Origin of the sequence: Streptomyces sp. NPDC059909, from assembly GCF_042730885.1 — a bacterium.
GTDB lineage: Bacteria > Actinomycetota > Actinomycetes > Streptomycetales > Streptomycetaceae > Streptomyces.
In genome coordinates, this window is sequence record NZ_JBHWKX010000008.1 from 26,727 (window position 1) to 47,647 (window position 20,921).

The following is a 20,921-nucleotide window of genomic DNA, read 5'->3' on the forward strand; positions in this document are numbered from 1 at the left end:
CGCCGCTACGCCGTGAGATGCCCGAGGAGCTCCTCCCCCGCGGGGTAGGCCCGCTCCTCGGGCATCAGCCGTGCGGCACCTTCACTGTCACCGCCGCGCACCAGTCCGTGGATCTCGTGCGCGAGCGGGGTGACGTCGTCGACGCCCACGATCCACTCGTCCGCGTACCGCGCCGACGCCTCCCCGCCGAGGCCGAGCTGCAGCGAGCGGTACGGGAGGGGCGCGAGGTGCAGATCCCGCTCGGGGTCCCACTGGACGCGCGCCGGTGCCTGCCGCAACTGCCGCTTCCAGGTGGCCTGATCGGGGTGGAGATCCGGGACGTAGTGCGAAAGACAGGCGTTGCGCAACGCCCAGTCGAAGCCTTCCCGGCTGATCTCGACGGCCAGGACCGTCTGCTGGCCCTCCTTGGTTCCCCAGCCGCAGCGGTACATCATCCACAGGAACGACGGCTTGATCCACGTCATGCGGTCGCGCTTCCAGGCAGCCGGAAACCGCCCGTCGCGCGCCGCGGGTACGCCGATGGCCGGGTCGTACGCCTGGTAGACGGTGATGGTGTCCGCCGTGTGGGCCGCGCGTATCTGGAACTTCGTTGCCATGGGCGGACCCTAAGCCGCGCGGCCCGTACGGGGTGAGGGATTTTCCGTACGGGCCGCGCGGCTCGGCCGTCGCTCGTCAGGGGCGGTCGGTGCGGCTCAGTGGTTGCGCGGGAAGCCCAGGTCCACGCCCGCCGGGGCCTCGGACGGGTCCGGCCAGCGGGTGGTGACGACCTTGCCGCGGGTGTAGAACTGAACGCCGTCGTTGCCGTAGATGTGGAGGTCGCCGAAGAGCGAGTCCTTCCAGCCGCCGAAGCTGTGGTAGCCGACCGGCACCGGGATCGGGACGTTCACCCCGACCATGCCCGCCTGGACCTCCAGCTGGAAGCGGCGGGCGGCGCCGCCGTCGCGGGTGAAGATCGCGGTGCCGTTGCCGAACGGCGAGGAGTTGATGAGCTCGAGGCCCTCCTCGTACGTCTCGGCGCGCAGCACGCACAGCACGGGGCCGAAGATCTCGTCCCGGTACGCGTCGGAGTCCGTGGAGACCTTGTCGAGGAGGGAGAGGCCGATCCAGTGGCCGTCCTCGAAGCCGTCCACCGTGTGGCCCGTGCCGTCGAGGACGACCTCGGCGCCCTGGTCCGCCGCGCCGTGGACGTACGAGGCGACCTTGTCGCGGTGGGCCTTGGTGATGAGCGGGCCCATCTCGGAGGTCGGGTCGTTGCCCGGGCCGATCTTGATCTTCTCGGCGCGCTCCCGGATCTTGTCCACGAGCTGGTCACCGATCGCGCCGACGGCGACGACCGCGGAGATCGCCATGCAGCGCTCGCCCGCGGAGCCGTACGCGGCGGAGACGGCGGCGTCGGCGGCCGCGTCCAGGTCCGCGTCCGGGAGGACCAGCATGTGGTTCTTGGCACCGCCGAGCGCCTGGACGCGCTTGCCGTTGGCGGAGGCGGTGGTGTGGATGTACCTGGCGATCGGCGTCGAGCCGACGAAGGAGATCGCCGAGACGTCCGGGTGCTCCAGGAGGCGGTCCACGGCGACCTTGTCGCCCTGGACGACGTTGAAGACGCCCTCCGGCAGGCCCGCCTCGGCGAGCAGTTCGGCGATCTTCAGCGACGGGGAGGGGTCCTTCTCGCTCGGCTTCAGCACGAAGGTGTTTCCGCAGGCGATGGCGAGCGGGAACATCCACATCGGCACCATCGCCGGGAAGTTGAACGGCGTGATGCCCGCCACGACGCCGACCGCCTGGCGGATCGCCGCCACGTCCACCCGGTTCGACACCTGGGTGGACAGCTCGCCCTTGAGCTGGGTGGTGATGCCGCAGGCCAGGTCCACGATCTCCAGACCGCGGGCCACCTCGCCCAGCGCGTCCGAGTGGACCTTGCCGTGCTCCGCGGTGATCAGCTCGGCGATCGCGTCGCGGTTGGCGTCGAGCAGCGCGCGGAAGCGGAAGAGGATCGTGGTGCGCTGGGCCAGCGAGGAGGTGCCCCACGTCTCGAACGCGGTCTTCGCGGCGGCGACGGCCGCGTCGACCTCCTCCACGGACGCGAGCGCGACCCGCGTGGTCACGGCTCCGGTCGCCGGGTCGGTGACCGGGCCCCAGTTGCCGGACGCGCCCTCGACGGTCTTGCCACCGATCCAGTGGTTGACGGTCTTCGTCATGACGAAAAGCTCCTTCGGTCCTTCAGAGATGGCGGCGTCGGGCTGCGGCCTGCCGGTCGTACTCCTCCCGGGCCTTGACCGCCGACGGGCGGGTCGCGGTCTCGGCCACAGGAACATCCCACCACGCCTGCGCGGGGGGCGCGCCCGACACAGTGTCTGCCGTTTCGGTCTCGGCGTAGACACATGTGGGGCGGTCGGACGCGCGTGCCTGTGTCAGGGCTTCGCGCAGGTCACGGATGGTCTTGGCGCGCAGCACCCGCATCCCGAGGGAGGCCGCGTTGGCCGCGAGGTCGACGGGGAGCGGTGCCCCCGTGTACGTCCTGTCGGCCTCCCGGTGGCGGTAGTCGGTGCCGAAGCGTTCGGAGCCGACCGACTCGGAGAGGCCGCCGATCGACGCGTACCCGTGGTTCTGGAGGATGACCACCTTGATGGGGATGTTCTCCTGCACCGCCGTGACGATTTCGGTGGGATTCATCAGATACGTACCGTCGCCGACGAGCGCCCAGACGGGCCGGCCCGGCGCGGCCATGGCCACGCCGATCGCCGCGGGGATCTCGTATCCCATGCAGGAGTAGCCGTACTCGACGTGGTACTGGTCGCGGGAGCGGGTGCGCCACAGCTTGTGGAGGTCCCCGGGGAGGGAGCCCGCCGCGTTGATCACGATGTCGTCCTCGGTGACCAGGCTGTCGAGCACGCCGAGGACCTGCGGCTGGGTGGGGCGTACGTCCTCGTCGCGCGCCTCGTACGCGGCGTCGACGCGGTGCTCCCAGCGCTCCTTGTCGTCCGTGTACTCCGTTTCGTAGCTGTGCTCGACGTGGTGGCCGCGCAGGGCCGCGGTGAGGGCGTCGAGTCCGGCGCGGGCGTCCGCGACGAGCGGGAGCGCGGCGAGCTTGTGGGCGTCGAAGCCGGTGATGTTGAGGTTGAGGAAGCGGACGTCGGGGTGGGTGAAAAGGGTGGCGGACGCGGTGGTGAAGTCGGAGTAGCGGGTGCCGACGCCGATGACGAGGTCGGCGGCTCGGGCCAGCTCGTCCGCGGTCGCGGTGCCGGTGTGCCCGATGCCTCCGACGTCGGCCGGGTGGTCGTGGCGCAGCGAGCCCTTGCCGGCCTGGGTCGAGGCGACGGGGATGCCGGTCGCGTCGGCGAAGGTCTTCAGGGCGGACTCCGCGGCGCTGTGGTGCACACCGCCGCCCGCGATGATCAGCGGCCTGCGGGCGGACCGTACCGCCTCCACCGCCGCCGCCAGCTCCTCCCCGTCAGGCTGCGGACGGCGTACGTGCCAGACCCGTTCGGCGAAGAACTCCTCGGGCCAGTCGTACGCCTCCGCCTGCACGTCCTGCGGCAGCGCGAGCGTGACCGCACCGGTCTCGGCGGGGTCGGTGAGGACCCGCATGGCCGCGAGGGCGGCCGGGATCAGGGCCTCGGGACGGGTGATCCGGTCGAAGTACTTCGACACCGGGCGCAGACAGTCGTTGACGGAGACGTCCCCCGCGTACGGGACCTCGAGCTGCTGGAGGACGGGGTCGGCGGGGCGGCTCGCGAAGACGTCGCCGGGGAGGAGGAGGACGGGGAGCCGGTTGATGGTGGCCAGCGCGGCGCCGGTGACGAGATTGGTGGCGCCGGGGCCGATGGAGGTGGTGACGGCGTGGGTGGCGAGCCGGCAGGACTGGCGGGCGTGGCCGACGGCCGCGTGGACCATGGCCTGTTCGTTGCGGCCCTGGTAGTACGGCATGTCGGGGCCGCTCTCCAGCAGCGCCTGGCCGATCCCCGCGACGTTTCCGTGGCCGAAGATGCCCCAGGTGGCACCGATCAGCCGACGCCGGCTGCCGTCGCGCTCGGTGTACTGGCGGGCGAGGAAGGCGATCAGCGCCTGGGCAGTGGTGAGACGGCGCGTGCCGGGGTTGGCCGTTCCAGGGCGGGGCGCGCCGGAGCGGGCCGTACCGGGGTCGGGTGTGCGGGGACGGAGGTCGGCCTGCCCGGTACCGGGCCGCGGGCCGGACGGCCCAGTGCTCGCTCCCGTGCTCATCGGTAGCCCTCCGTGTGGTCGGGGTGGAAGCAGATCCGCCATTCCCGCTCCGGGCCCGGGCCCGCCATGACGTTCAGGTAGTACATGTCGTGGCCGGGCGCGGCGATGGACGGTCCGTGCCAGCCGTCGGGGACGAGGACGGCGTCGCCGCTGCGGACCTCGGCGAGCAGGTCGGTGCCGCCGGGGCGCGACGGCGACACCCGCTGGTATCCGAAGCCGTGGTCACCGTCGATCTCGAAGTAGTAGATCTCCTCCAGTCTGGTCTCTTCGCCGGGCCGGTGCTCGTCGTGTTTGTGGGGCGGGTACGACGACCAGTTGCCGCCCGGAGTGAGCACCTCGACGGCGATGAGACGGTCGCAGTCGAAGGAGTCGGCGGCGGCGAAGTTGTGCACCCGGCGGGCGCAGCTGCCCGTGCCGCGCTGCTCGACCGGAACCTCCGGCGCGGGGCCGCGGCGAGCGGGGAGTCGTCGCTCGCACTTCGCTCCTGCCAGGGCGAAGCGGCCTCCCGCGCCGGAGGCGATCTGTGCATGGGCGTCGCGCGGTACGTACGCGAAGTCGGTGACTCCGGCGAACACGCTTTCCCTGCCCAGCAGTTCCATGGTCTCGTCCTCGATCCGCACCGTGCAGCCGCCGCTGAGCGGAAGGACGATCCACTCGCTGTCCCCGGCGCCCAGCAGATGCGTGCCGCCCGGCGGCAGTTCCAGGATCCGCAGCGCGGAGTAGCCCCATCCGGCGGTCTTGGGGTCGATGTCGAGCGCGTACGGCCCGTCGGCCGCTGTCCCTGCCCGTACGTGCCGCTCGGGTGCGGTGTCGTCCCTGTGGTCCATGAGTTCTCCGTACCCCCTAGAACAGTCCTACGGCCGTATCGACCGCTCCCGCGACGTCACCGTCGACCGGATAGAGCAGTGAGCGCCCCACGACCAGACCCTGGACGGTGGGCAGTTGCAGTGCCCCGCGCCATTTCTCGTACGCCGCCGCCTGCCCGTCGGCGGAGTCGCCCACATCGCCGCCGAGCAGCACCGCGGGCAGCGTCGAGGTCTCCATCACCCGTGCCATGTCGTCCGGGTTCTCGGTGACGGGGATCTTCAGCCAGGTGTACGCCGAGGTGCCGGCGAGGCCGGAGGCGATGGCGATGGAGCGGGTCACCGCCTCGGCGGACAGGTCGTTGCGCAGGACTCCGTCCACGCGGCGGCAGATGAACGGCTCGACGAAGACCGGCAGCCGGTGCGCGGCCATCTCGTCGATGGCGCGGGCGGTGGAGTGGAGGGTGTCGAGGGAGCCCGGGTCGTCGTAGTCGATACGGAGGAGCAGCTTCCCTGCGTCGAAGCGGAGCCTGGCGAGGTCCTCCGCCCGGTAGCCGGTGAACCGGTCGTCCAGTTCGAAGGCGGCGCCCGCGAGTCCGCCCCGGTTCATGGAACCGATGACGACCTTGCCGTCGAGGGCTCCGAGCAGCAGGAGGTCCTCCAGGATGTCGGCGGTGGCGAGGACCCCGTCGACGCCGGGGCGCTCCAGGGCGGTGCAGAGCCGCTCGAGGAGCCCGAGGCGGTTGGCCATGGCGAGCCGCTGATCGCCGACGGCGAGGGCGCCGCGGGCGGGATGGTCGGCGGCGATGATCATCAGTCGGCCGCTGCTCCCCACGAGCGGGCGCCTGCGCCGCCGGGCGGCCGCCTCGGCGACGGCCTCGGGGTGGTGGGCCCTGATCCGGACCAGGCCGGCGACGTCGACGCGGGTCACGACGCCGTCCCGGGGACAGGACCGGGGACAGGACCGGGGCCGGCGCCGGGACCAGGGACGGGACCCGGTCCGCTGCCGGGCGCCGGGCGGGGCTCGGGACCGGGCGCGATGCCTTCGAGGAGGGCGTCGACCTCATGGGGGTAGGGCATGGCGGACGAGCAGGCGAGGCGGGAGGCGACGATCGCGCCCGCGGCGTTGGCGAACCGCATCACCCGCTCCAGCTCCCACCCGGCCAGCAGCCCGTGCACCATCGCGCCGCCGAACGCGTCACCCGCGCCGAGTCCGTTGACCACCTCGACCTCCACCGGCGGGACTTCGGCGGTGGCGCCGTCCCGGTGCATGGCGAGGACGCCCTTGGGCCCCTGTTTGACCACGGCCAGCTCGACCCCGGCGGCCAGCAGTGCGCGGGCGGCCGCGTACGGCTCGCGCTCGCCGGTCGCGATCTCGCACTCGTCCAGGTTCCCGACGGCGACACTGGCGTGGGCGAGGGCCTGGGCGTAGTAAGGGCGCGCCTCGTCCGGAGCAGCCCGGGCCGCGCTCCCCCAGAACATCGGCCGCCAGTCCAGGTCGAAGACGGTCGTCCCGGACTTCGCCCGGTGTGCCAGGGCCGCGAGTGTCGCGCTCCTGCTCGGCTCCGTACACAGCCCGGTGCCGGTCATCCAGAAGACCCGTGCCGCGCCGATCGCCTGCAAGTCGATTTCGTCCGCGCGCAGTTCCAGGTCCGGCGCCTTGGGCTGCCGGTAGAAGTACAGCGGGAAGTCGTCGGGCGGGAAGATCTCGCAGAACGTCACCGGTGTTGGCAGCCCCGGCACCGCCGTCACCCAGCGGTCGTCGACCTCGAACTCCCTCAGCGCCTCGCGGAGGTAGTCCCCGAAGGCGTCCTGTCCGGTGCGTGTGACCACCGCGGCACGGCGGCCGAGCCGTGCCGCCGCGACCGCCACGTTCGTGGCCGAACCGCCGAGGAACTTCCCGAAGGTCTCGACCTGCGCCAGCGGAACCCCGGTCTGCAGCGGGTAGAGGTCCACTCCGATCCGGCCCATCGTGATCACGTCGTACGGCTCGGACGACCGAGACTGCTCCGACGACCGAGACGGCTGGGATGGCTGAGACGGCTGAGGCATACGTGTCCTTTCGGTTCCACGCCCGGCTGTTCCCTGGTCTAGCCCGCCCACCTGAGCACTGTCAATGTTTTGTCCTTACATTCGGACGAAAGCTTGACACCTTTCTCGGGCGGCCGGAAAGCTGACCGCCATGACCTCCTCCGCCCCCTCGTCCAACCGCATCCGGATCGGGTCGGCCCCTGACTCCTGGGGCGTGTGGTTCCCCCACGACCCGCAGCAGGTTCCCTGGCGGCGTTTCCTCGACGAGGTCGCACAGGCGGGGTACGAGTGGATCGAACTCGGCCCGTACGGCTACCTCCCCACCGACCCGGCCCGCCTCGCCGAGGAGACCGCGGCCCGCGGGCTGAAGGTCTCGGCCGGGACCGTCTTCACGGGGCTGCACCACGGACCGGCCGTCTGGGAGAAGACCTGGGCCCATGTCGCCGGGATCGCGGCGCTCACCCGGGCGATGGGCGCGGACCATCTCGTCGTCATCCCGTCTTTCTGGCGTGACGACAAGACGGGTGAGGTGCTGGAGGACCGCACACTGACCGCCGCGCAGTGGCGCGATCTCACCGCCCAGACCGAGCGCCTCGGCCAGGAGGTCGGCGACCGCTTCGGTCTGCGGATCGTCGTCCACCCGCACGCGGACACGCACATCGACAGCGAGGAGAACGTCAGCCGCTTCCTCGACGCGACCGACCCCGGACTGGTCTCGCTCTGCCTGGACACCGGGCACTACGCCTACTGCGGCGGCGACAGCGTCAAGCTCATCGAGACCTACGGCGAGCGGATCGGCTACCTCCACCTCAAGCAGGTGGATCCGGAGATCCTCGCCGAAGTGGTCGCTGACGAGGTGGCGTTCGGGCCGGCCGTGGCGCGGGGTGTGATGTGCGAGCCACCGCAGGGGGTCCCCGCGCTTGAGCCGGTGCTGGCGGCGGCGCGGAGGCTGGACGTCGACCTGTTCGCCATCGTCGAGCAGGACATGTACCCGTGCCCCCCGGACAAGCCCTTCCCGATCGCCGAGCGCACCCGTCGCTTCCTCCGCTCCTGCGGGGCATGACGGTCATACCGGCGACGTCACGGCAGTTGCCGCACCGTCACGCATGTCTCCGTTACGTGGGCGTTCCGTCACAGGGCCTCTACAGCCCCTCCCTCCCCATGGCGCCCTGTCGTTGCACCGGGCACAGGCTCAGTGATCGCCAGCGTCTGCGCCCCAGCTCCCCCGACGGCTCCCCCGGCCGCCGCTGCGGCGCGCGCAGGGAGGTGCCACAGATGACGGACAGAAGGCTCTGGTCCTACAAGGACATCGCCGCGCACATCCGGGTGCAGCCGGACACGGTTCGCTCGTACCGCAAGCACGGCCTCCTTCCGCCGCCCGACCACGTGGAAGCCGGAAAGCCCTACTGGTACGCGGACACGATCCGCCGCTGGGTGGCCAACCGCCCCGGCAACAGGGGCCGCAGGGAATGAGTTCCGCCGCCCTCGCGCCCAGGCCCGCACCACTTCCGGGGCGCCGGCCCCGAGCCGTGCGTCGGCGCGGGAGGCCGGGCCGTCGGCGCTCAGGGACGCCGGGCCGGCTCGATGATCGTCACCCCCGCGCCGGGGGTCGCGCCCATGGCGGAGAGCGCGGCCGGGGCGGCGTCCAGGGAGATCACCGAGGTGACCAGGAGATCCGGCCTCAGCACCCCCGAGCGGACCATCTCCAGCATCGGGCCGTAGGCGTGCGCGGCCATTCCATGACTGCCGAGGATCTCCAGCTCCAGGCCGATGAGGCGGCTCATGGGCACGCTCGGGTCCCCGGCCGCCGAGGGCAGCAGACCGACCTGGACATGCCGCCCGCGGCGGCGCAGGCTCTCCACCGATGCCGCACAGGTGGCCGGTGAGCCGAGCGCATCGAGCGAGAGATGGGCGCCGCCGCCCGTCAGCTCCCGCACTGCCTCGGCCGTACCGCCCGTGCCCGTACCGCCCGTGCCCGTACCGTCCGTGCCCGTACCGCCCGGGCCGGTACCGGCCGCACCCGCGCCCGTACCCGCGAGCGCCGTGGCGTCCACGCACTCCGCCGCGCCGAACTTCCGCGCCAGCTCGAGCGCCCGCGGCGAGACGTCCACCGCGACCACCCGTGCCCCGCAGGCCGCCGCGATCATCACCGCGGACAGCCCCACCCCACCGCAGCCGTGCACCGCGACCCACTCGCCCGGGGCCACCCGCCCCTGGGCCACGACGGCCCGGAAGGCGGTCGCGAACCGGCAGCCGAGTCCCGCCGCCGTCGCGAACGACAGCTCCTCGGGCACGGCGACGAGATTCACGTCCGCGTGCTCCAGTGCCACGTACTCAGCGAAGGATCCCCAGTGCGTGAACCCGGGCTGTGTCTGGCGCTCGCAGACCTGCTGGTCCCCGGCCGCACACGCGGCGCAGCGGCCGCAGGCACAGACGAAGGGGACGGTGACCCGGCCCCCGGGACGCCAGTGGGCGACGTCGGGGCCCACCGCCTCGACGACTCCGGCGAGCTCGTGTCCCGGGACGTGCGGGAGCCTGATGTCCGGGTCGTGCCCCATCCAGCCGTGCCAGTCGCTGCGGCACAGTCCGGTGGCCTCGACGCGCACGACCACGCCGTGGTCCGACGGCACCGGGTCCGGCACGTCCCGCACCACGGCATCCTGCCCGTACTTCTCGAACACCATTGCCCTCATCGGCACCGCCTTCCCTGGCTCCGCTGGCATCGGCTCGAACCTATCCGCCCCGGCATCGTTCGACACTCGCTCTTCAACACGCCGTCACGGACTCGCATTTATACCCCCTAGGGGTATAATCTGGGAGGAGAGGGACCCGGGGTGCCCCTGGGACTCTCCTGATGCACCTGATGCACCATGACGTCGTTCCGCGAAGTGCTCGCGAAGCGCACACGGCTCGAAGAGGAGAACTCCATGACCGCCGAGACGAAGACCGAGATCCCCCTGGCCACCGGCTCCTGCTGCTCGCCCGCCGGTTCCTGCCACGGCGGCGGCGCCACGGCCACCGAGCCGGCCGGCTTCACCGCGGTGTACGAGGTGAAGGGCATGACCTGCGGCCACTGCGAGGGCGCGGTGTCGAGCGAGATCTCCGGAATCGCGGGCGTCACGTCGGTCAAGGCGGTCGCCGCCACCGGGCAGGTCACGATCGTGTCCGACGCGCCGCTGGAGGAGGCCGCGGTGCGCGCCGCGGTCGACGAGGCGGGCTACGAGCTCGTCGGCCAGGCCTGACACCCGTTTCCGGCCGGGCCGTACCGCCGCGGCGCATGGCCCGGCCCGCCCGCCCTCGGAGCAAGCACCACCCTTGACCGGTACCGCCACCGAGACCGCGGATGCGGGCACGTCCCGGATCGAGTTCCTGATCGGCGGAATGACCTGCGCATCGTGTGCGGCCCGCGTCGAGAAGAAGCTCAACCGCATGGACGGCGTCACCGCGACGGTGAACTACGCGACCGAGAAGGCCCGCGTCGCCTACGGCGAGGGAACCGAGGTCGCCGACCTCGTCGCCGTGGTCGAGAAGACCGGCTACACGGCCACGCCGCTGAGCGCCCCGGCCGCGGCCCACGGCGCCGCGCCCAGAGGCACGACTGTCGCCCCCGGTCACCAGGCGAGCGAGGTCCCCCGGGGCACGACCCGCGGGCGTCGCAACCAAGCCCGCGCCGCGCCCCCGCGAGGACGACGCCCCGTCCGGCTCCGCCGCCGCGGCGCAGGGTACGCAGGTCACCGGCGTCGGCGCCGCGGCGCAGGGCGCGCTCGACCGGGTGCACCGCGATGCCTCGTGGGTCGCCGGCGCTCGTGCCGAAAGCGGCGGCCCTGCGCCCCGCCCCGGTACGCGCGCACCAGGAAGCCCGGATGCGCCGGACGCGGCCGGGGCCGGGGCCGGGGCCGGGGCCGAGACCAGCACACCCGCCGCCGCCCGGACGGAATCCGGCGACCGGGCGGCCGCACCCCCGCAGCCCCGGCCCGCGACCGCCCGCACCGCGGCGCCCCGGCCCGACGCGCGATCCGCACAGCCCCGGGCTCAGGCCCAGATCCAGCCCGAGACCGCCGGCGCCGGAGCCGGAGCCCGGCCTTCCGCCGACGACGCCGCCGTATCGCTGCGCCGGCGCCTGCGCATATCCGCGCTCCTCGCCGCACCCGTTGTGCTGCTGGCCATGGTCCCCACGCTCCAGTTCGACTACTGGCAGTGGCTCTCCCTCATCCTCGCCGCCCCCGTGGTCGTCTGGGGCGGGCTGCCCTTCCATCGCGCCGCGTGGACCAATCTCCGGCACGGCGCGGCGACCATGGACACCCTCGTCTCCCTGGGCACCCTCGCCGCCTTCGGCTGGTCCCTCTGGGCCCTGTTCTTCGGGCAGGCGGGGATGGCGGGGATGCGTCACGGCTTCGACCTCGCCGTCATCCCCACCGCAGGCCGCACCGATCCCGCATCGGCCATCTATCTCGAGGTCGCCGCGGGCGTCGTCACGTTCATCCTTCTGGGCCGCTGTCTGGAGGCGCACGCCAAGCGGAAGGCGGGTGCGGCCCTGCGCGCCCTGCTGGAGCTGGGCGCCAGGGACGTCGCCGTGCTCAGGGGCGGCACGGAGGTGCGCATCCCGGCCGCCCACCTCGCCGTCGGCGACCTGTTCGTCGTGCGCACGGGGGAGAAGATCGCGACGGACGGGACCGTCGTCGAGGGCACATCGACCGTCGACGCGTCGATGCTGACGGGCGAGTCCGTCCCGGTGGACGTGACCGTCGGCGACGGCGTCACCGGTGCGACGGTCAACACCACGGGCCGGCTCGTCGTGGAGGCCACCCGGATCGGCGCCGACACCCAGCTGGCCCGGATGGCGCGCATGGTCGAGGACGCCCAGAACGGCAAGGCGCAGGTGCAGCGTCTCGCCGACCGCATCTCGGCCGTCTTCGTTCCCGTCGTCCTGCTGATCGCCCTCGGCACCGTGGTCACCTGGCTGCTGGTCACCGACGACACGGCCGCCTCGTTCACGGCGGCCGTCGCCGTGCTGATCATCGCCTGCCCGTGCGCGCTGGGACTGGCCACCCCGACGGCCCTCATGGTCGGCACGGGCCGCGGCGCCCAGCTCGGCATCCTCATCAAGGGCCCCGAGGTCCTGGAGTCGACCCGCACGGTCGACACCGTCGTCCTCGACAAGACCGGAACGGTCACCACCGGCCGTATGCGCCTGCAGGACGTGTACGTCACCGGCCCGGCCACCGAGGAGGAGCTGCTGCGGTTCGCGGGCGCCCTGGAGCACGCGTCCGAGCACCCCGTCGCCCGTGCCGTCGCGAAGGGCGCCGCGGCCAGGGTCGGGGCGCTCCCCGCCCCCGAGACCTTCGAGAACGTTCCCGGCCTCGGCGTACGCGGCACGGTCGACGGCCGTAGCGTCCTCGTCGGCCGCCCGCCTGCTCGAGGAGGCCGGCGTGGAGCCGCCGCACGAGCTCGCCGGGATCTCCGGACGTACCGCCGTCGCCGTCGCCTGGGACGGCAAGGCGCGCGGCGTGCTGAGCGTGGCCGACGCGGTCAAGGACGGCAGCGCCGAGGCGGTCGCCCGGCTGCGTGCGCTGGGCCTGAGGCCGGTGCTGCTGACGGGCGACGAACGCGTGGTCGCCGAGGCGGTCGCGGCCGAGGTCGGCATCGACGAGGTGTACGCCGAGGTGCTGCCGCAGGACAAGGTGGCCGTGATCCGGCGGCTTCAGGCCGAGGGCCGTACGGTCGCGATGGTGGGGGATGGGGTGAACGACGCGGCCGCACTGGCCACCGCCGATCTCGGCCTGGCCATGGGAACGGGCACGGACGCGGCCATCGAGGACGGGGATCTCACGCTCGTACGGGGCGATCTGCGGGTTGCCGCCGACGCCGGCCGGCTCTCGCGGCGGACCCTCGCCACCATCAAGGGCAACCTCTTCTGGGCCTTCGCCTACAACGTCACGGCCCTGCCGCTGGCCGCAGCCGGACTGCTGAATCCCATGATCGCGGGAATTGCCATGGCCTTCTCATCCGTTCTCGTGGTGGGCAACAGCCTGCGTCTGCGATCCTTCACGTGATACACAGGACCTTCACAAAGAGATCCAGATCACAGATATTTGAGGGTAACCATTCGGGCTCTTCGCGAGTCTAAGTGGGCGATGCCAGAACGTCTTGGGGGACGTTCATGGGATGTCTTGGGGGACGTCCCAGGCAAGCGTTGGCCGGGGCACGTAGACCGGGGAGCTTTGAGCGGCCCTCCCGACATACGTACCCCGGCAGACCGCGAAGAGCTTCTGCTGGGTATCAGCAGACGCCCGGGCCGGATCCCGTGGGGGGAATCCGCACCGGGGATATGGGAAGCGCCCCGCTCGCCGACCCGTGGGGGGATCGGCAGCGGGGCGCTTCTCGCCTTGTTCAGGCCCGTTCAGGCCTTCTCAGCCTTGTCCGGACGGCGGCGTCGCTCGTCAGCGGGCCTCGACCGGGACGAAGTCACGCAGGACCTCGCCCGTGTAGATCTGGCGCGGGCGGCCGATGCGGGAACCCGGCTCCTTGATCATCTCGTGCCACTGGGCGATCCAGCCGGGCAGCCGGCCGAGCGCGAACAGCACGGTGAACATCTCGGTCGGGAAGCCCATGGCCCGGTAGATCAGACCGGTGTAGAAGTCCACGTTCGGGTAGAGCTTGCGCTCGACGAAGTAGTCGTCCGAGAGCGCGTGCTCCTCCAGCTTGAGGGCGATGTCCAGCAGCTCGTCGGACTTGCCGAGCGCGGAGAGCACATCGTGGGCGGCAGCCTTGATGATCTTGGCGCGCGGGTCGAAGTTCTTGTAGACCCGGTGGCCGAAGCCCATCAGGCGGACGCCGTCCTCCTTGTTCTTCACCTTGCGGATGAAGGTGTCGACGTCGTTGCCGGAGGCCGCGATGCCCTCGAGCATCTCCAGCACCGACTGGTTGGCGCCACCGTGCAGCGGGCCCCACAGGGCGGAGATGCCGGCCGAGATCGAGGCGAACATGTTCGCCTGCGAGGAACCGACCAGGCGCACGGTGGAGGTCGAACAGTTCTGCTCGTGGTCCGCGTGCAGGATGAGCAGCTTGTCGAGCGCGGCGACCACGACCGGGTCGAGCTCGTACTCCTGCGCCGGGACCGAGAAGGTCATCCGCAGGAAGTTCTCCACGTACCCGAGGTCGTTGCGCGGGTAGACGAAGGGGTGGCCGATCGACTTCTTGTATGCGTACGCCGCGATCGTCGGCAGCTTGGCCAGCAGCCGGATCGTCGAGAGGTGGCGCTGCTTGTCGTCGAAGGGGTTGTGGCTGTCCTGGTAGAACGTCGACAGCGCGCTGACCACGGACGACAGCATCGCCATCGGGTGGGCGTCGCGCGGGAAGCCGTCGAAGAACCGCTTGACGTCCTCGTGCAGCAGCGTGTGCTGGGTGATCTCACCCCGGAACGCGGCCAGCTCGTCGACCGTCGGGAGCTCCCCGTTGATCAGCAGGTACGCCACCTCGAGGAAGGAGGAGCGCTCGGCCAGCTGCTCGATCGGGTAGCCGCGATAGCGCAGGATGCCCTGCTCGCCGTCGAGGTAGGTGATCGCGGATTTATAGGCGGCCGTGTTGCCGTACCCGCTGTCCAGGGTCACCAGACCGGTCTGCGCCCGGAGCTTCCCGATGTCGAAGCCCTTGTCACCGACGGTGCTCTCGACCACCGGGTAGGTGTATTCACCGTCCGCGTACCGCAGTACTACAGAGTTGTCGCTCACGTCATCCCTCACCGACGTAGTCCTCTTCTTCGAGGTGCCCTGACTGTCTCTACCATCCCCCATTTGGCTGAGGAGAGTGCACTCGGGGTCGACCATGGGGTCATTTGGCGGCACTCAGTGCCGCCAACCTGCTCATCCTGCCCCCTTCGCCCCGGTTCCGGAAGTCTTAGGTGATCTTTCCCACGAAGCCTTCACCTGCCAGCCGGTGGTCGAGTGCGGTAAAGCGCCTGCCTGCGGATACGGTCCGCACCGCCTGCCCTATGGCCTTGCGAGAGCCGACGAGGACCACGAGCTTCTTGGCGCGCGTGACGGCCGTGTAGAGCAGATTCCGCTGGAGCATCATCCAGGCACCCGTGGTGACCGGAATCACGACCGCCGGATACTCGCTGCCCTGGGAGCGGTGGATCGTCACGGCGTACGCATGCGCGAGCTCGTCCAGCTCGTCGAAGTCGTACGGCACCTCCTCGTCCTCGTCCGTCAGCACCGTCAGTCGCTGATCGACCGGATTGAGCGAGGTCACCACGCCGACCGTGCCGTTGAAGACTCCGTTCTTCCCCTTCTCATAATTGTTGCGAATCTGCGTCACCTTGTCGCCGACGCGGAACACCCTCCCGCCCAACCGCTTCTCCGGCAGGTCGGGGCGGGCGGGTGTGATCGCCTGCTGAAGCAGCCCGTTGAGGGTGCCCGCGCCGGCCGGTCCGCGGTGCATGGGGGCGAGCACCTGCACATCGCGCCTCGGGTCCAGGCCGAACCGGGCGGGGAGGCGCCGCGCCGCGACGTCCACGGTGAGCCTGCCCGCCTCCTCGGTGTCGTCCTCGACGAAGAGGAAGAAGTCGTCGAGGCCCTGGGTGAGGGGCTGTGACCCGGAGTTGATGCGGTGGGCGTTGGTCACGACCCCGGACTGCTGGGCCTGCCGGAAGATACGGGTCAGCCGGACGCTCGGCACCGGCCCGGATCCGGCGAGCAGATCCCGCAGCACCTCCCCCGCGCCGACGCTCGGCAGCTGGTCCACGTCCCCGACCAGGAGCAGATGCGCGCCCGGCGCCACGGCCTTCACCAGCTTGTTGGCGAGAAGCAGATCGAGCATGGACGCCTCGTCGACGACCACCAGGTCGGCGTCGAGCGGCCGGTCCCGGTCGTACGCCGCGTCACCGCCCGGCTTGAGCTCCAGCAGCCGGTGCACGGTGGACGCCTCTGCGCCGGTGAGCTCGGCGAGCCGCTTCGCAGCCCGGCCCGTGGGCGCGGCGAGCACCACCTTGGCCTTCTTGGCACGGGCCAGCTCCACGATCGAGCGGACGGTGAAGGACTTGCCGCAGCCCGGGCCACCGGTGAGGACGGCCACCTTGCTGGTGAGCGCGAGACGCACGGCCTGCTCCTGCTCGGGCGCCAGCTCCGCGCCCGTGCGGTCCACGAGCCAGGCCAGCGCCTTGTCCCAGGCCACGTCCTGGAAGGCCGGCATACGGTCCTCGTCCGTGCGCAGCAGACGGATCAGCTGGGCGGAGAGGGACAGCTCGGCGCGGTGGAACGGCACCAGATAGACCGCGGTGACCGGGTCCCCGCCGTCCGGGGCGGGGACCCGCTCCCGCACGACTCCTTCCTCGTCGGCCGCGAGCTCGGCGAGGCAGTCGATGACCAGGCCGGTGTCGACCTGGAGCAGCTTCACGGCGTCGGCGATGAGCTGCTCCTGCGGGAGGAAGCAGTGGCCCTGGTCCGTGGACTGCGACAGGGCGTACTGCAGGCCGGCCTTGACCCGGTCCGGGCTGTCGTGCGGGATGCCGACGGCCTGGGCGATCCGGTCGGCGGTGAGGAACCCGATGCCCCAGACGTCCGCCGCGAGGCGGTAGGGCTGGTTCCGCACGACGGAGATCGAGGCGTCCCCGTACTTCTTGTAGATCCGCACGGCGATGGAGGTGGAGACACCCACGCCCTGGAGGAAGACCATCACTTCCTTGATGGCCTTCTGCTCCTCCCAGGCGACGCCGATCATCTTCGTCCGCTTCGGGCCGAGCCCCGGGACCTCGATGAGCTTCTTGGGCTCCTGCTCGATGATGTCGAGGGTGTCCGCGCCGAAGTGGTCGACGATCCGCTCGGCGATCCTGGGGCCGATGCCCTTGATGAGGCCGGAGCCGAGATAGCGGCGGATGCCCTGGACGGTGGCGGGGAGGACCGTCGTGTAGTTCTCGACGCTGAACTGCTTGCCGTACTGGGGATGGGAGCCCCAGCGGCCCTCCATGCGCAGCGATTCGCCGGGCTGCGCGCCGAGGAGGGAGCCGACCACCGTGAGGAGCTCACCGCCGCCGCGACCGGTGTCGACGCGGGCGACCGTGTACCCGTTCTCCTCGTTGGAGTAGGTGATCCGCTCCAGGACCCCTTCGACCACTGCCAGATTGGACATGATCCGACGCTACCGTCCGGGTCGGACAACCCGCCGCGCCTGTGGACAACTGGTCGAGGGGGGCCTGGCAAGTCAAGGGGCCCGGTCACATGACCGGGCCCCGCTCACTCCCCCTCCGACAGAACTCCCCGATCCCCCCAGATCCCTCCCCCGGGAGCCCTGACGCCAAGTACGACTCGTCTCACGCCAGAAGGGTTGCACGATCGCAGGCAGTTATTTTCGCGGAATCTCGAAATGCCGACATAGCGGGGCACTCTTAGCGTTTTCGCCATGAATGACGATTCATTTCAGCAGGACGTACTGAGCTCAGGGCAGCCTCGGCGAGGTGCTCGGCGATCTGCTGGGTGGCGGCCCCAAGAAGCAGTGAGCGCCGCGCGTCCGCCGGCCGAGCGCCCGCCGACCGGACCCGCAGAACCCGCAGAACCCGGGAATCCCCGGAGAGCCGGGAGACCCCGGGGAACTGCACCCCGGAAAGCTGCATCCCGGAGTGCTACAGCACGTGCCGGACGTAGCGCGCCACCGTGTCCGCCAGCAGCACCACCCCGTCGAGAGCCCACAGCGCGTCGTTGAAGAGCTCCACCTCGATCGGGCCCGTATAGCCCGCAGCCTCGACCTGTTCGCGCCATGTGCGCAGGTCGATCGCGCCCTCGCCCAGCTGACCCCTGCCGTTGAGCACCCCTTCCGGCAACGGGGTGATCCAATCGGCCAGTTGGAACGAGTGGATCCGCCCGCCCGCTCCGGCGCGCGCGACCGCCGCGGGCGCCTGGTCGTCCCACCAGATGTGGTACGTGTCCACGACGACGCCGACCTGCTCGGCGGGGAAGCGCTCGGCGAGGTCGAGGGCCTGGGTGAGCGTGGAGACGGCACAACGGTCCGCCGCGTACATGGGATGCAGCGGTTCGATCGCCAGGCGCACGCCCCGCTCCCCCGCGTACGGCGCGAGTTCGCCCAGCGCGTCCGCGATGCGCTCGCGCGCCCCCGGCAGGTCCTTGCTGCCGGCCGGCAGCCCGCCCGAGACGAGGAGGAGGGTGTCCGTACCCAGGGCCGCCGCCTCGTCGACGGCCGCGCGGTTGTCCTCCAGGGCCCGGGCCCGCTCCCCGGGGTCGGTCGCGGTGAAGAAGCCGCCACGGCAGAGCGTGGTGACCGTGAGCCCCGCGTCCCGCACGAGCTTGGCGGCGGCCTCGATCCCGTACGCCTGTACGGGTTCGCGCCACAGCCCGACACCGGGCACGCCGAGCCGTGCGCAGGCATCCGTGAGCTCCGGCAGCGTGAGCTGCCTGACCGTCATCTGGTTGATGCTGAACCGCGAGAGGCTGTGGGTCACTGCTCGACTCCGTACACCGTGAGCAGGGATTTCATCCGGGCCTCGGCCAGCACCGGGTCGGGGAACAGCCCCAGCCCGTCCGCCAGCTCGTAGGCCCGCGCGAGATGCGGCAGCGATCGGGCGGACTGGAGGCCGCCGACCATCGTGAAGTGGGACTGGTGGCCCGCCAGCCATGCCAGCAGGACGACTCCCGTCTTGTAGAACCGGGTCGGCGCTTCGAAGAGGTGGCGTGACAGTTCGACCGTCGGGTCGAGGAGTTCACGGAAGCCCTTGGCGTCGCCGGTGTCCAGGACACGTACGGCTTCGGCGGCCACGGGCCCCAGAGGGTCGAGGATCCCGAGCAGGGCGTGGCTGAAGCCCTGGTCGTCGCCCGCGATCAGCTCGGGGTAGTGGAAGTCGTCGCCCGTGTAGCAGCGCACGCCGTCGGGGAGGCGCCGGCGCAGGTCGATCTCGCGCTCCGCGTCCAGCAGCGAGATCTTGACTCCGTCGACCCTGTCCGGGTGCTCGGCGATCACCTGGAGGAAGGTCTCGGTGGCGGCGTCGAGGTCCGCGCTCCCCCAGTAACCGTCCAGCGCAGGATCGAACATCGGGCCGAGCCAGTGCAGGATGACCGGCTCGCTCGCCTGCCGCAGCAGGTGCCCATACAGGGTCAGATAGTCCTCCGGGCCGCGGGCGGCCGCGGCCAAGGCCCTTGAGGCCATGAGGATCGCCTGCGCGCCGCTCTCCTCGACGAGCGCGAGCTGCTCCTCGTACGCCGCGCTCACGGTCGCGAGGTCCGCGCCGGGGTGAGTGAGCTGGTCGGTCCCGACACCGCAGGCGATGCGGCCACCCACCGCCTTCGCCTCCGCGGCCGAGCGCCGGATGAGCTCCGCCGCCCCCGCCCAGTCCAGGCCCATCCCCCGCTGCGCGGTGTCCATGGCCTCCGCGACGCCGAGTCCGTGCGCCCACAGGTGGCGGCGGAAGGCGAGGGTGGCGTCCCAGTCGACGGCCGCGGGGCCGTCGGGGGTGGTGTCCGCGTACGGGTCGGCGACGACGTGCGCCGCCGAGAAGACCGTACGGGAGACGAGCGGAGCACTACCTACGGAGTAGGTAGTCGTGCGTTCGGCGACGCGCGGCTCGTACGTGCGGAGCGTGCCGTCGTCGCCCGGCAGTCGGATCGTCACAGCGTCAGCTCCGGAACGTCGAGCCTGCGCCCCTCCGCCGACGACTTCAGCCCGAGCTCGGCGAGCTGCACCCCGCGCGCGCCCGCGAGCAGGTCCCAGTGGTACGGCTCGCCCAGGGCGACATGCCGCAGGAACAGCTCCCACTGCGCCTTGAAGCCGTTGCCGAAGTCCATGTTGTCCGGCACTTCCTGCCACTGGTCGCGGAACGACTCGGTGGCGGGGAGATCCGGGTTCCACACGGGCTTGGGCGTCGCGCTGCGGTGCTGCACGCGGCACCTCCGCAGCCCGGCGACTGCCGAGCCGTGCGTGCCGTCGACCTGGAACTCGACCAGCTCCTCGCGGTTCACCCGCACCGCCCAGGAGGAGTTGATCTGGGCGACGGCCCCGCCCTCCAGCCGGAAGACGGCGTACGCAGCGTCGTCGGCCGTCGCCTCGTACGGCTTGCCGCGCTCGTCCCAGCGCTGCGGAATGTGGGTCACGACCTGCGCCTGAACGCTCGTCACCCGGCCGAACAGCTCGTGCAGTACGTACTCCCAGTGCGGGAACATGTCGACGACGATGCCGCCGCCGTCCTCGGAACGGTAGTTCCACGAGGGCCGCTGGGCCTCCTGCCAGTCCCCCTCGAAGACCCAGTAGCCGAACTCCCCCCTGATGGAGAGGATCTCCCCGAAGAAGCCGCCCTCCACGAGGCGCTTCAGCTTCAGCAGTCCCGGCAGGAAGATCTTGTCCTGGACGACACCGTGCCGGACGCCGGCGGCCTGGGCGAGCCGGGCCAGTTGGAGGGCGCCCTCGAGGTCGGTCGCGGTGGGCTTCTCCGTGTAGATGTGCTTGCCCGCGGCGATCGCCTTCTTGATGGCCTCTACGCGGGCCGAGGTGACCTGGGCGTCGAAGTAGATGTCGACGGTCCCGTCGGCGAGCACCGCGTCGAGGTCCGTGGACCACTCCGTCAGCCCGTGCCGCTCGGCGAGCTCCCGCAGGGCGTGCTCGCGGCGACCCACGAGGACGGGCTCGGGCCAGAGGATCTCTCCGTCGCCGAGGTCGAGGCCGCCCTGCTCGCGGATCGCGAGGAGGGAGCGCACAAGGTGCTGCCGGTATCCCATGCGTCCCGTCACGCCGTTCATGGCGATCCGCACTGTCCTGCGTGTCACGAAGATGCCTCCATGTTTCCCTCGTCCCCTCGTTTCCTTGCGTCCTCGTGTCCTCGATGTGTCTTCGATACGGTCGCGAAACGGTGACAGCAAGCGCTTTCTATGCGCT

General features: G+C 71.2%; 15 protein-coding genes and 2 pseudogenes. 5 read left to right on the forward strand and 12 right to left on the reverse strand.

Going from position 1 to position 20,921, the window contains the following annotated elements; all coding sequences use genetic code 11:
• Positions 1–5: 5 nt before the first annotated feature.
• The 6 genes from ACFV9O_RS08465 to iolC all read right to left on the reverse strand — a co-directional run bounded on the left by ACFV9O_RS08465 (position 6) and on the right by iolC (position 6,992).
• Complete coding sequence (locus tag ACFV9O_RS08465; protein WP_385414057.1) at positions 6–596, reverse strand: DUF4291 domain-containing protein; 591 nt, start codon at positions 594–596, stop codon at positions 6–8.
• A gap of 96 nt (positions 597–692) precedes the next feature.
• The gene (locus ACFV9O_RS08470; protein WP_385414060.1) at positions 693–2,195 is read right to left on the reverse strand and encodes a CoA-acylating methylmalonate-semialdehyde dehydrogenase; all 1,503 of its coding nucleotides are present in this window, start codon (positions 2,193–2,195) and stop codon (positions 693–695) included.
• A gap of 22 nt (positions 2,196–2,217) precedes the next feature.
• Positions 2,218–4,218 (reverse strand): 3D-(3,5/4)-trihydroxycyclohexane-1,2-dione acylhydrolase (decyclizing), encoded by a 2,001-nt coding sequence (iolD, locus tag ACFV9O_RS08475; protein ID WP_385414063.1) that lies wholly within the window; start codon positions 4,216–4,218, stop codon positions 2,218–2,220.
• Positions 4,215–5,045: a 5-deoxy-glucuronate isomerase gene (iolB, locus tag ACFV9O_RS08480; protein WP_385414066.1), complete on the reverse strand. Its 831-nt coding sequence runs from the start codon at positions 5,043–5,045 to the stop codon at positions 4,215–4,217. The genes iolD and iolB overlap by 4 nt, the downstream gene beginning before the upstream one ends.
• A gap of 16 nt (positions 5,046–5,061) precedes the next feature.
• The gene (locus ACFV9O_RS08485) at positions 5,062–5,952 is read right to left on the reverse strand and encodes a deoxyribose-phosphate aldolase (RefSeq protein WP_385414068.1); all 891 of its coding nucleotides are present in this window, start codon (positions 5,950–5,952) and stop codon (positions 5,062–5,064) included.
• Positions 5,949–6,992: a 5-dehydro-2-deoxygluconokinase gene (gene iolC, locus ACFV9O_RS08490; protein WP_385414290.1), complete on the reverse strand. Its 1,044-nt coding sequence runs from the start codon at positions 6,990–6,992 to the stop codon at positions 5,949–5,951. Before iolC ends, ACFV9O_RS08485 begins: the two co-directional genes overlap by 4 nt.
• 211 nt (positions 6,993–7,203) lie before the next feature.
• Between iolC and ACFV9O_RS08495 the strand changes: the two genes are divergently transcribed.
• On the forward strand, positions 7,204–8,115 hold the full coding sequence (locus ACFV9O_RS08495; protein ID WP_385414071.1) for a sugar phosphate isomerase/epimerase family protein: 912 nt from the start codon (positions 7,204–7,206) through the stop codon (positions 8,113–8,115).
• A 212-nt stretch (positions 8,116–8,327) separates the two neighbouring features.
• The gene (locus tag ACFV9O_RS08500; RefSeq protein WP_385414073.1) at positions 8,328–8,525 is read left to right on the forward strand and encodes a helix-turn-helix transcriptional regulator; all 198 of its coding nucleotides are present in this window, start codon (positions 8,328–8,330) and stop codon (positions 8,523–8,525) included.
• A gap of 89 nt (positions 8,526–8,614) precedes the next feature.
• Here ACFV9O_RS08500 and ACFV9O_RS08505 read toward each other — a convergent pair whose 3' ends face one another.
• A complete protein-coding gene (locus ACFV9O_RS08505) occupies positions 8,615–9,745 on the reverse strand; it encodes a zinc-dependent alcohol dehydrogenase family protein (RefSeq protein ID WP_385414076.1) in 1,131 nt (376 codons plus the stop codon).
• A gap of 234 nt (positions 9,746–9,979) precedes the next feature.
• Between ACFV9O_RS08505 and ACFV9O_RS08510 the strand changes: the two genes are divergently transcribed.
• From ACFV9O_RS08510 to ACFV9O_RS08520, 3 genes and pseudogenes are all read left to right on the forward strand, one after another.
• The gene (locus ACFV9O_RS08510) at positions 9,980–10,294 is read left to right on the forward strand and encodes a heavy-metal-associated domain-containing protein (RefSeq protein ID WP_385414293.1); all 315 of its coding nucleotides are present in this window, start codon (positions 9,980–9,982) and stop codon (positions 10,292–10,294) included.
• 139 nt (positions 10,295–10,433) lie between these two features.
• Positions 10,434–10,535, forward strand: a pseudogene (locus tag ACFV9O_RS08515) (cation transporter); the annotation flags it as partial.
• A gap of 289 nt (positions 10,536–10,824) precedes the next feature.
• Positions 10,825–13,105: pseudogene (locus ACFV9O_RS08520) on the forward strand (copper-translocating P-type ATPase).
• A 387-nt stretch (positions 13,106–13,492) separates the two neighbouring features.
• Here ACFV9O_RS08520 and ACFV9O_RS08525 read toward each other — a convergent pair.
• The 5 genes from ACFV9O_RS08525 to ACFV9O_RS08545 all read right to left on the reverse strand — a co-directional run bounded on the left by ACFV9O_RS08525 (position 13,493) and on the right by ACFV9O_RS08545 (position 20,812).
• Positions 13,493–14,782 carry a citrate synthase gene (locus tag ACFV9O_RS08525; RefSeq protein WP_385414079.1) on the reverse strand — a complete coding sequence of 430 codons (1,290 nt, stop codon included), beginning with the start codon at positions 14,780–14,782 and terminating at the stop codon, positions 13,493–13,495.
• Positions 14,783–14,948: 166 nt separating this feature from the next.
• The gene (locus ACFV9O_RS08530) at positions 14,949–17,177 is read right to left on the reverse strand and encodes an ATP-dependent RecD-like DNA helicase (RefSeq protein ID WP_385414082.1); all 2,229 of its coding nucleotides are present in this window, start codon (positions 17,175–17,177) and stop codon (positions 14,949–14,951) included.
• 490 nt (positions 17,178–17,667) lie between these two features.
• Positions 17,668–18,465: a sugar phosphate isomerase/epimerase family protein gene (locus ACFV9O_RS08535; RefSeq protein ID WP_385414296.1), complete on the reverse strand. Its 798-nt coding sequence runs from the start codon at positions 18,463–18,465 to the stop codon at positions 17,668–17,670.
• A gap of 32 nt (positions 18,466–18,497) precedes the next feature.
• On the reverse strand, positions 18,498–19,664 hold the full coding sequence (locus tag ACFV9O_RS08540) for a dihydrodipicolinate synthase family protein (protein ID WP_385414085.1): 1,167 nt from the start codon (positions 19,662–19,664) through the stop codon (positions 18,498–18,500).
• Positions 19,661–20,812, reverse strand: a complete 1,152-nt coding sequence (locus ACFV9O_RS08545) for a Gfo/Idh/MocA family protein (RefSeq protein WP_385414087.1) — start codon at positions 20,810–20,812, stop codon at positions 19,661–19,663. Before ACFV9O_RS08545 ends, ACFV9O_RS08540 begins: the two co-directional genes overlap by 4 nt.
• Between the last annotated feature and the right edge of the window lie 109 nt (positions 20,813–20,921).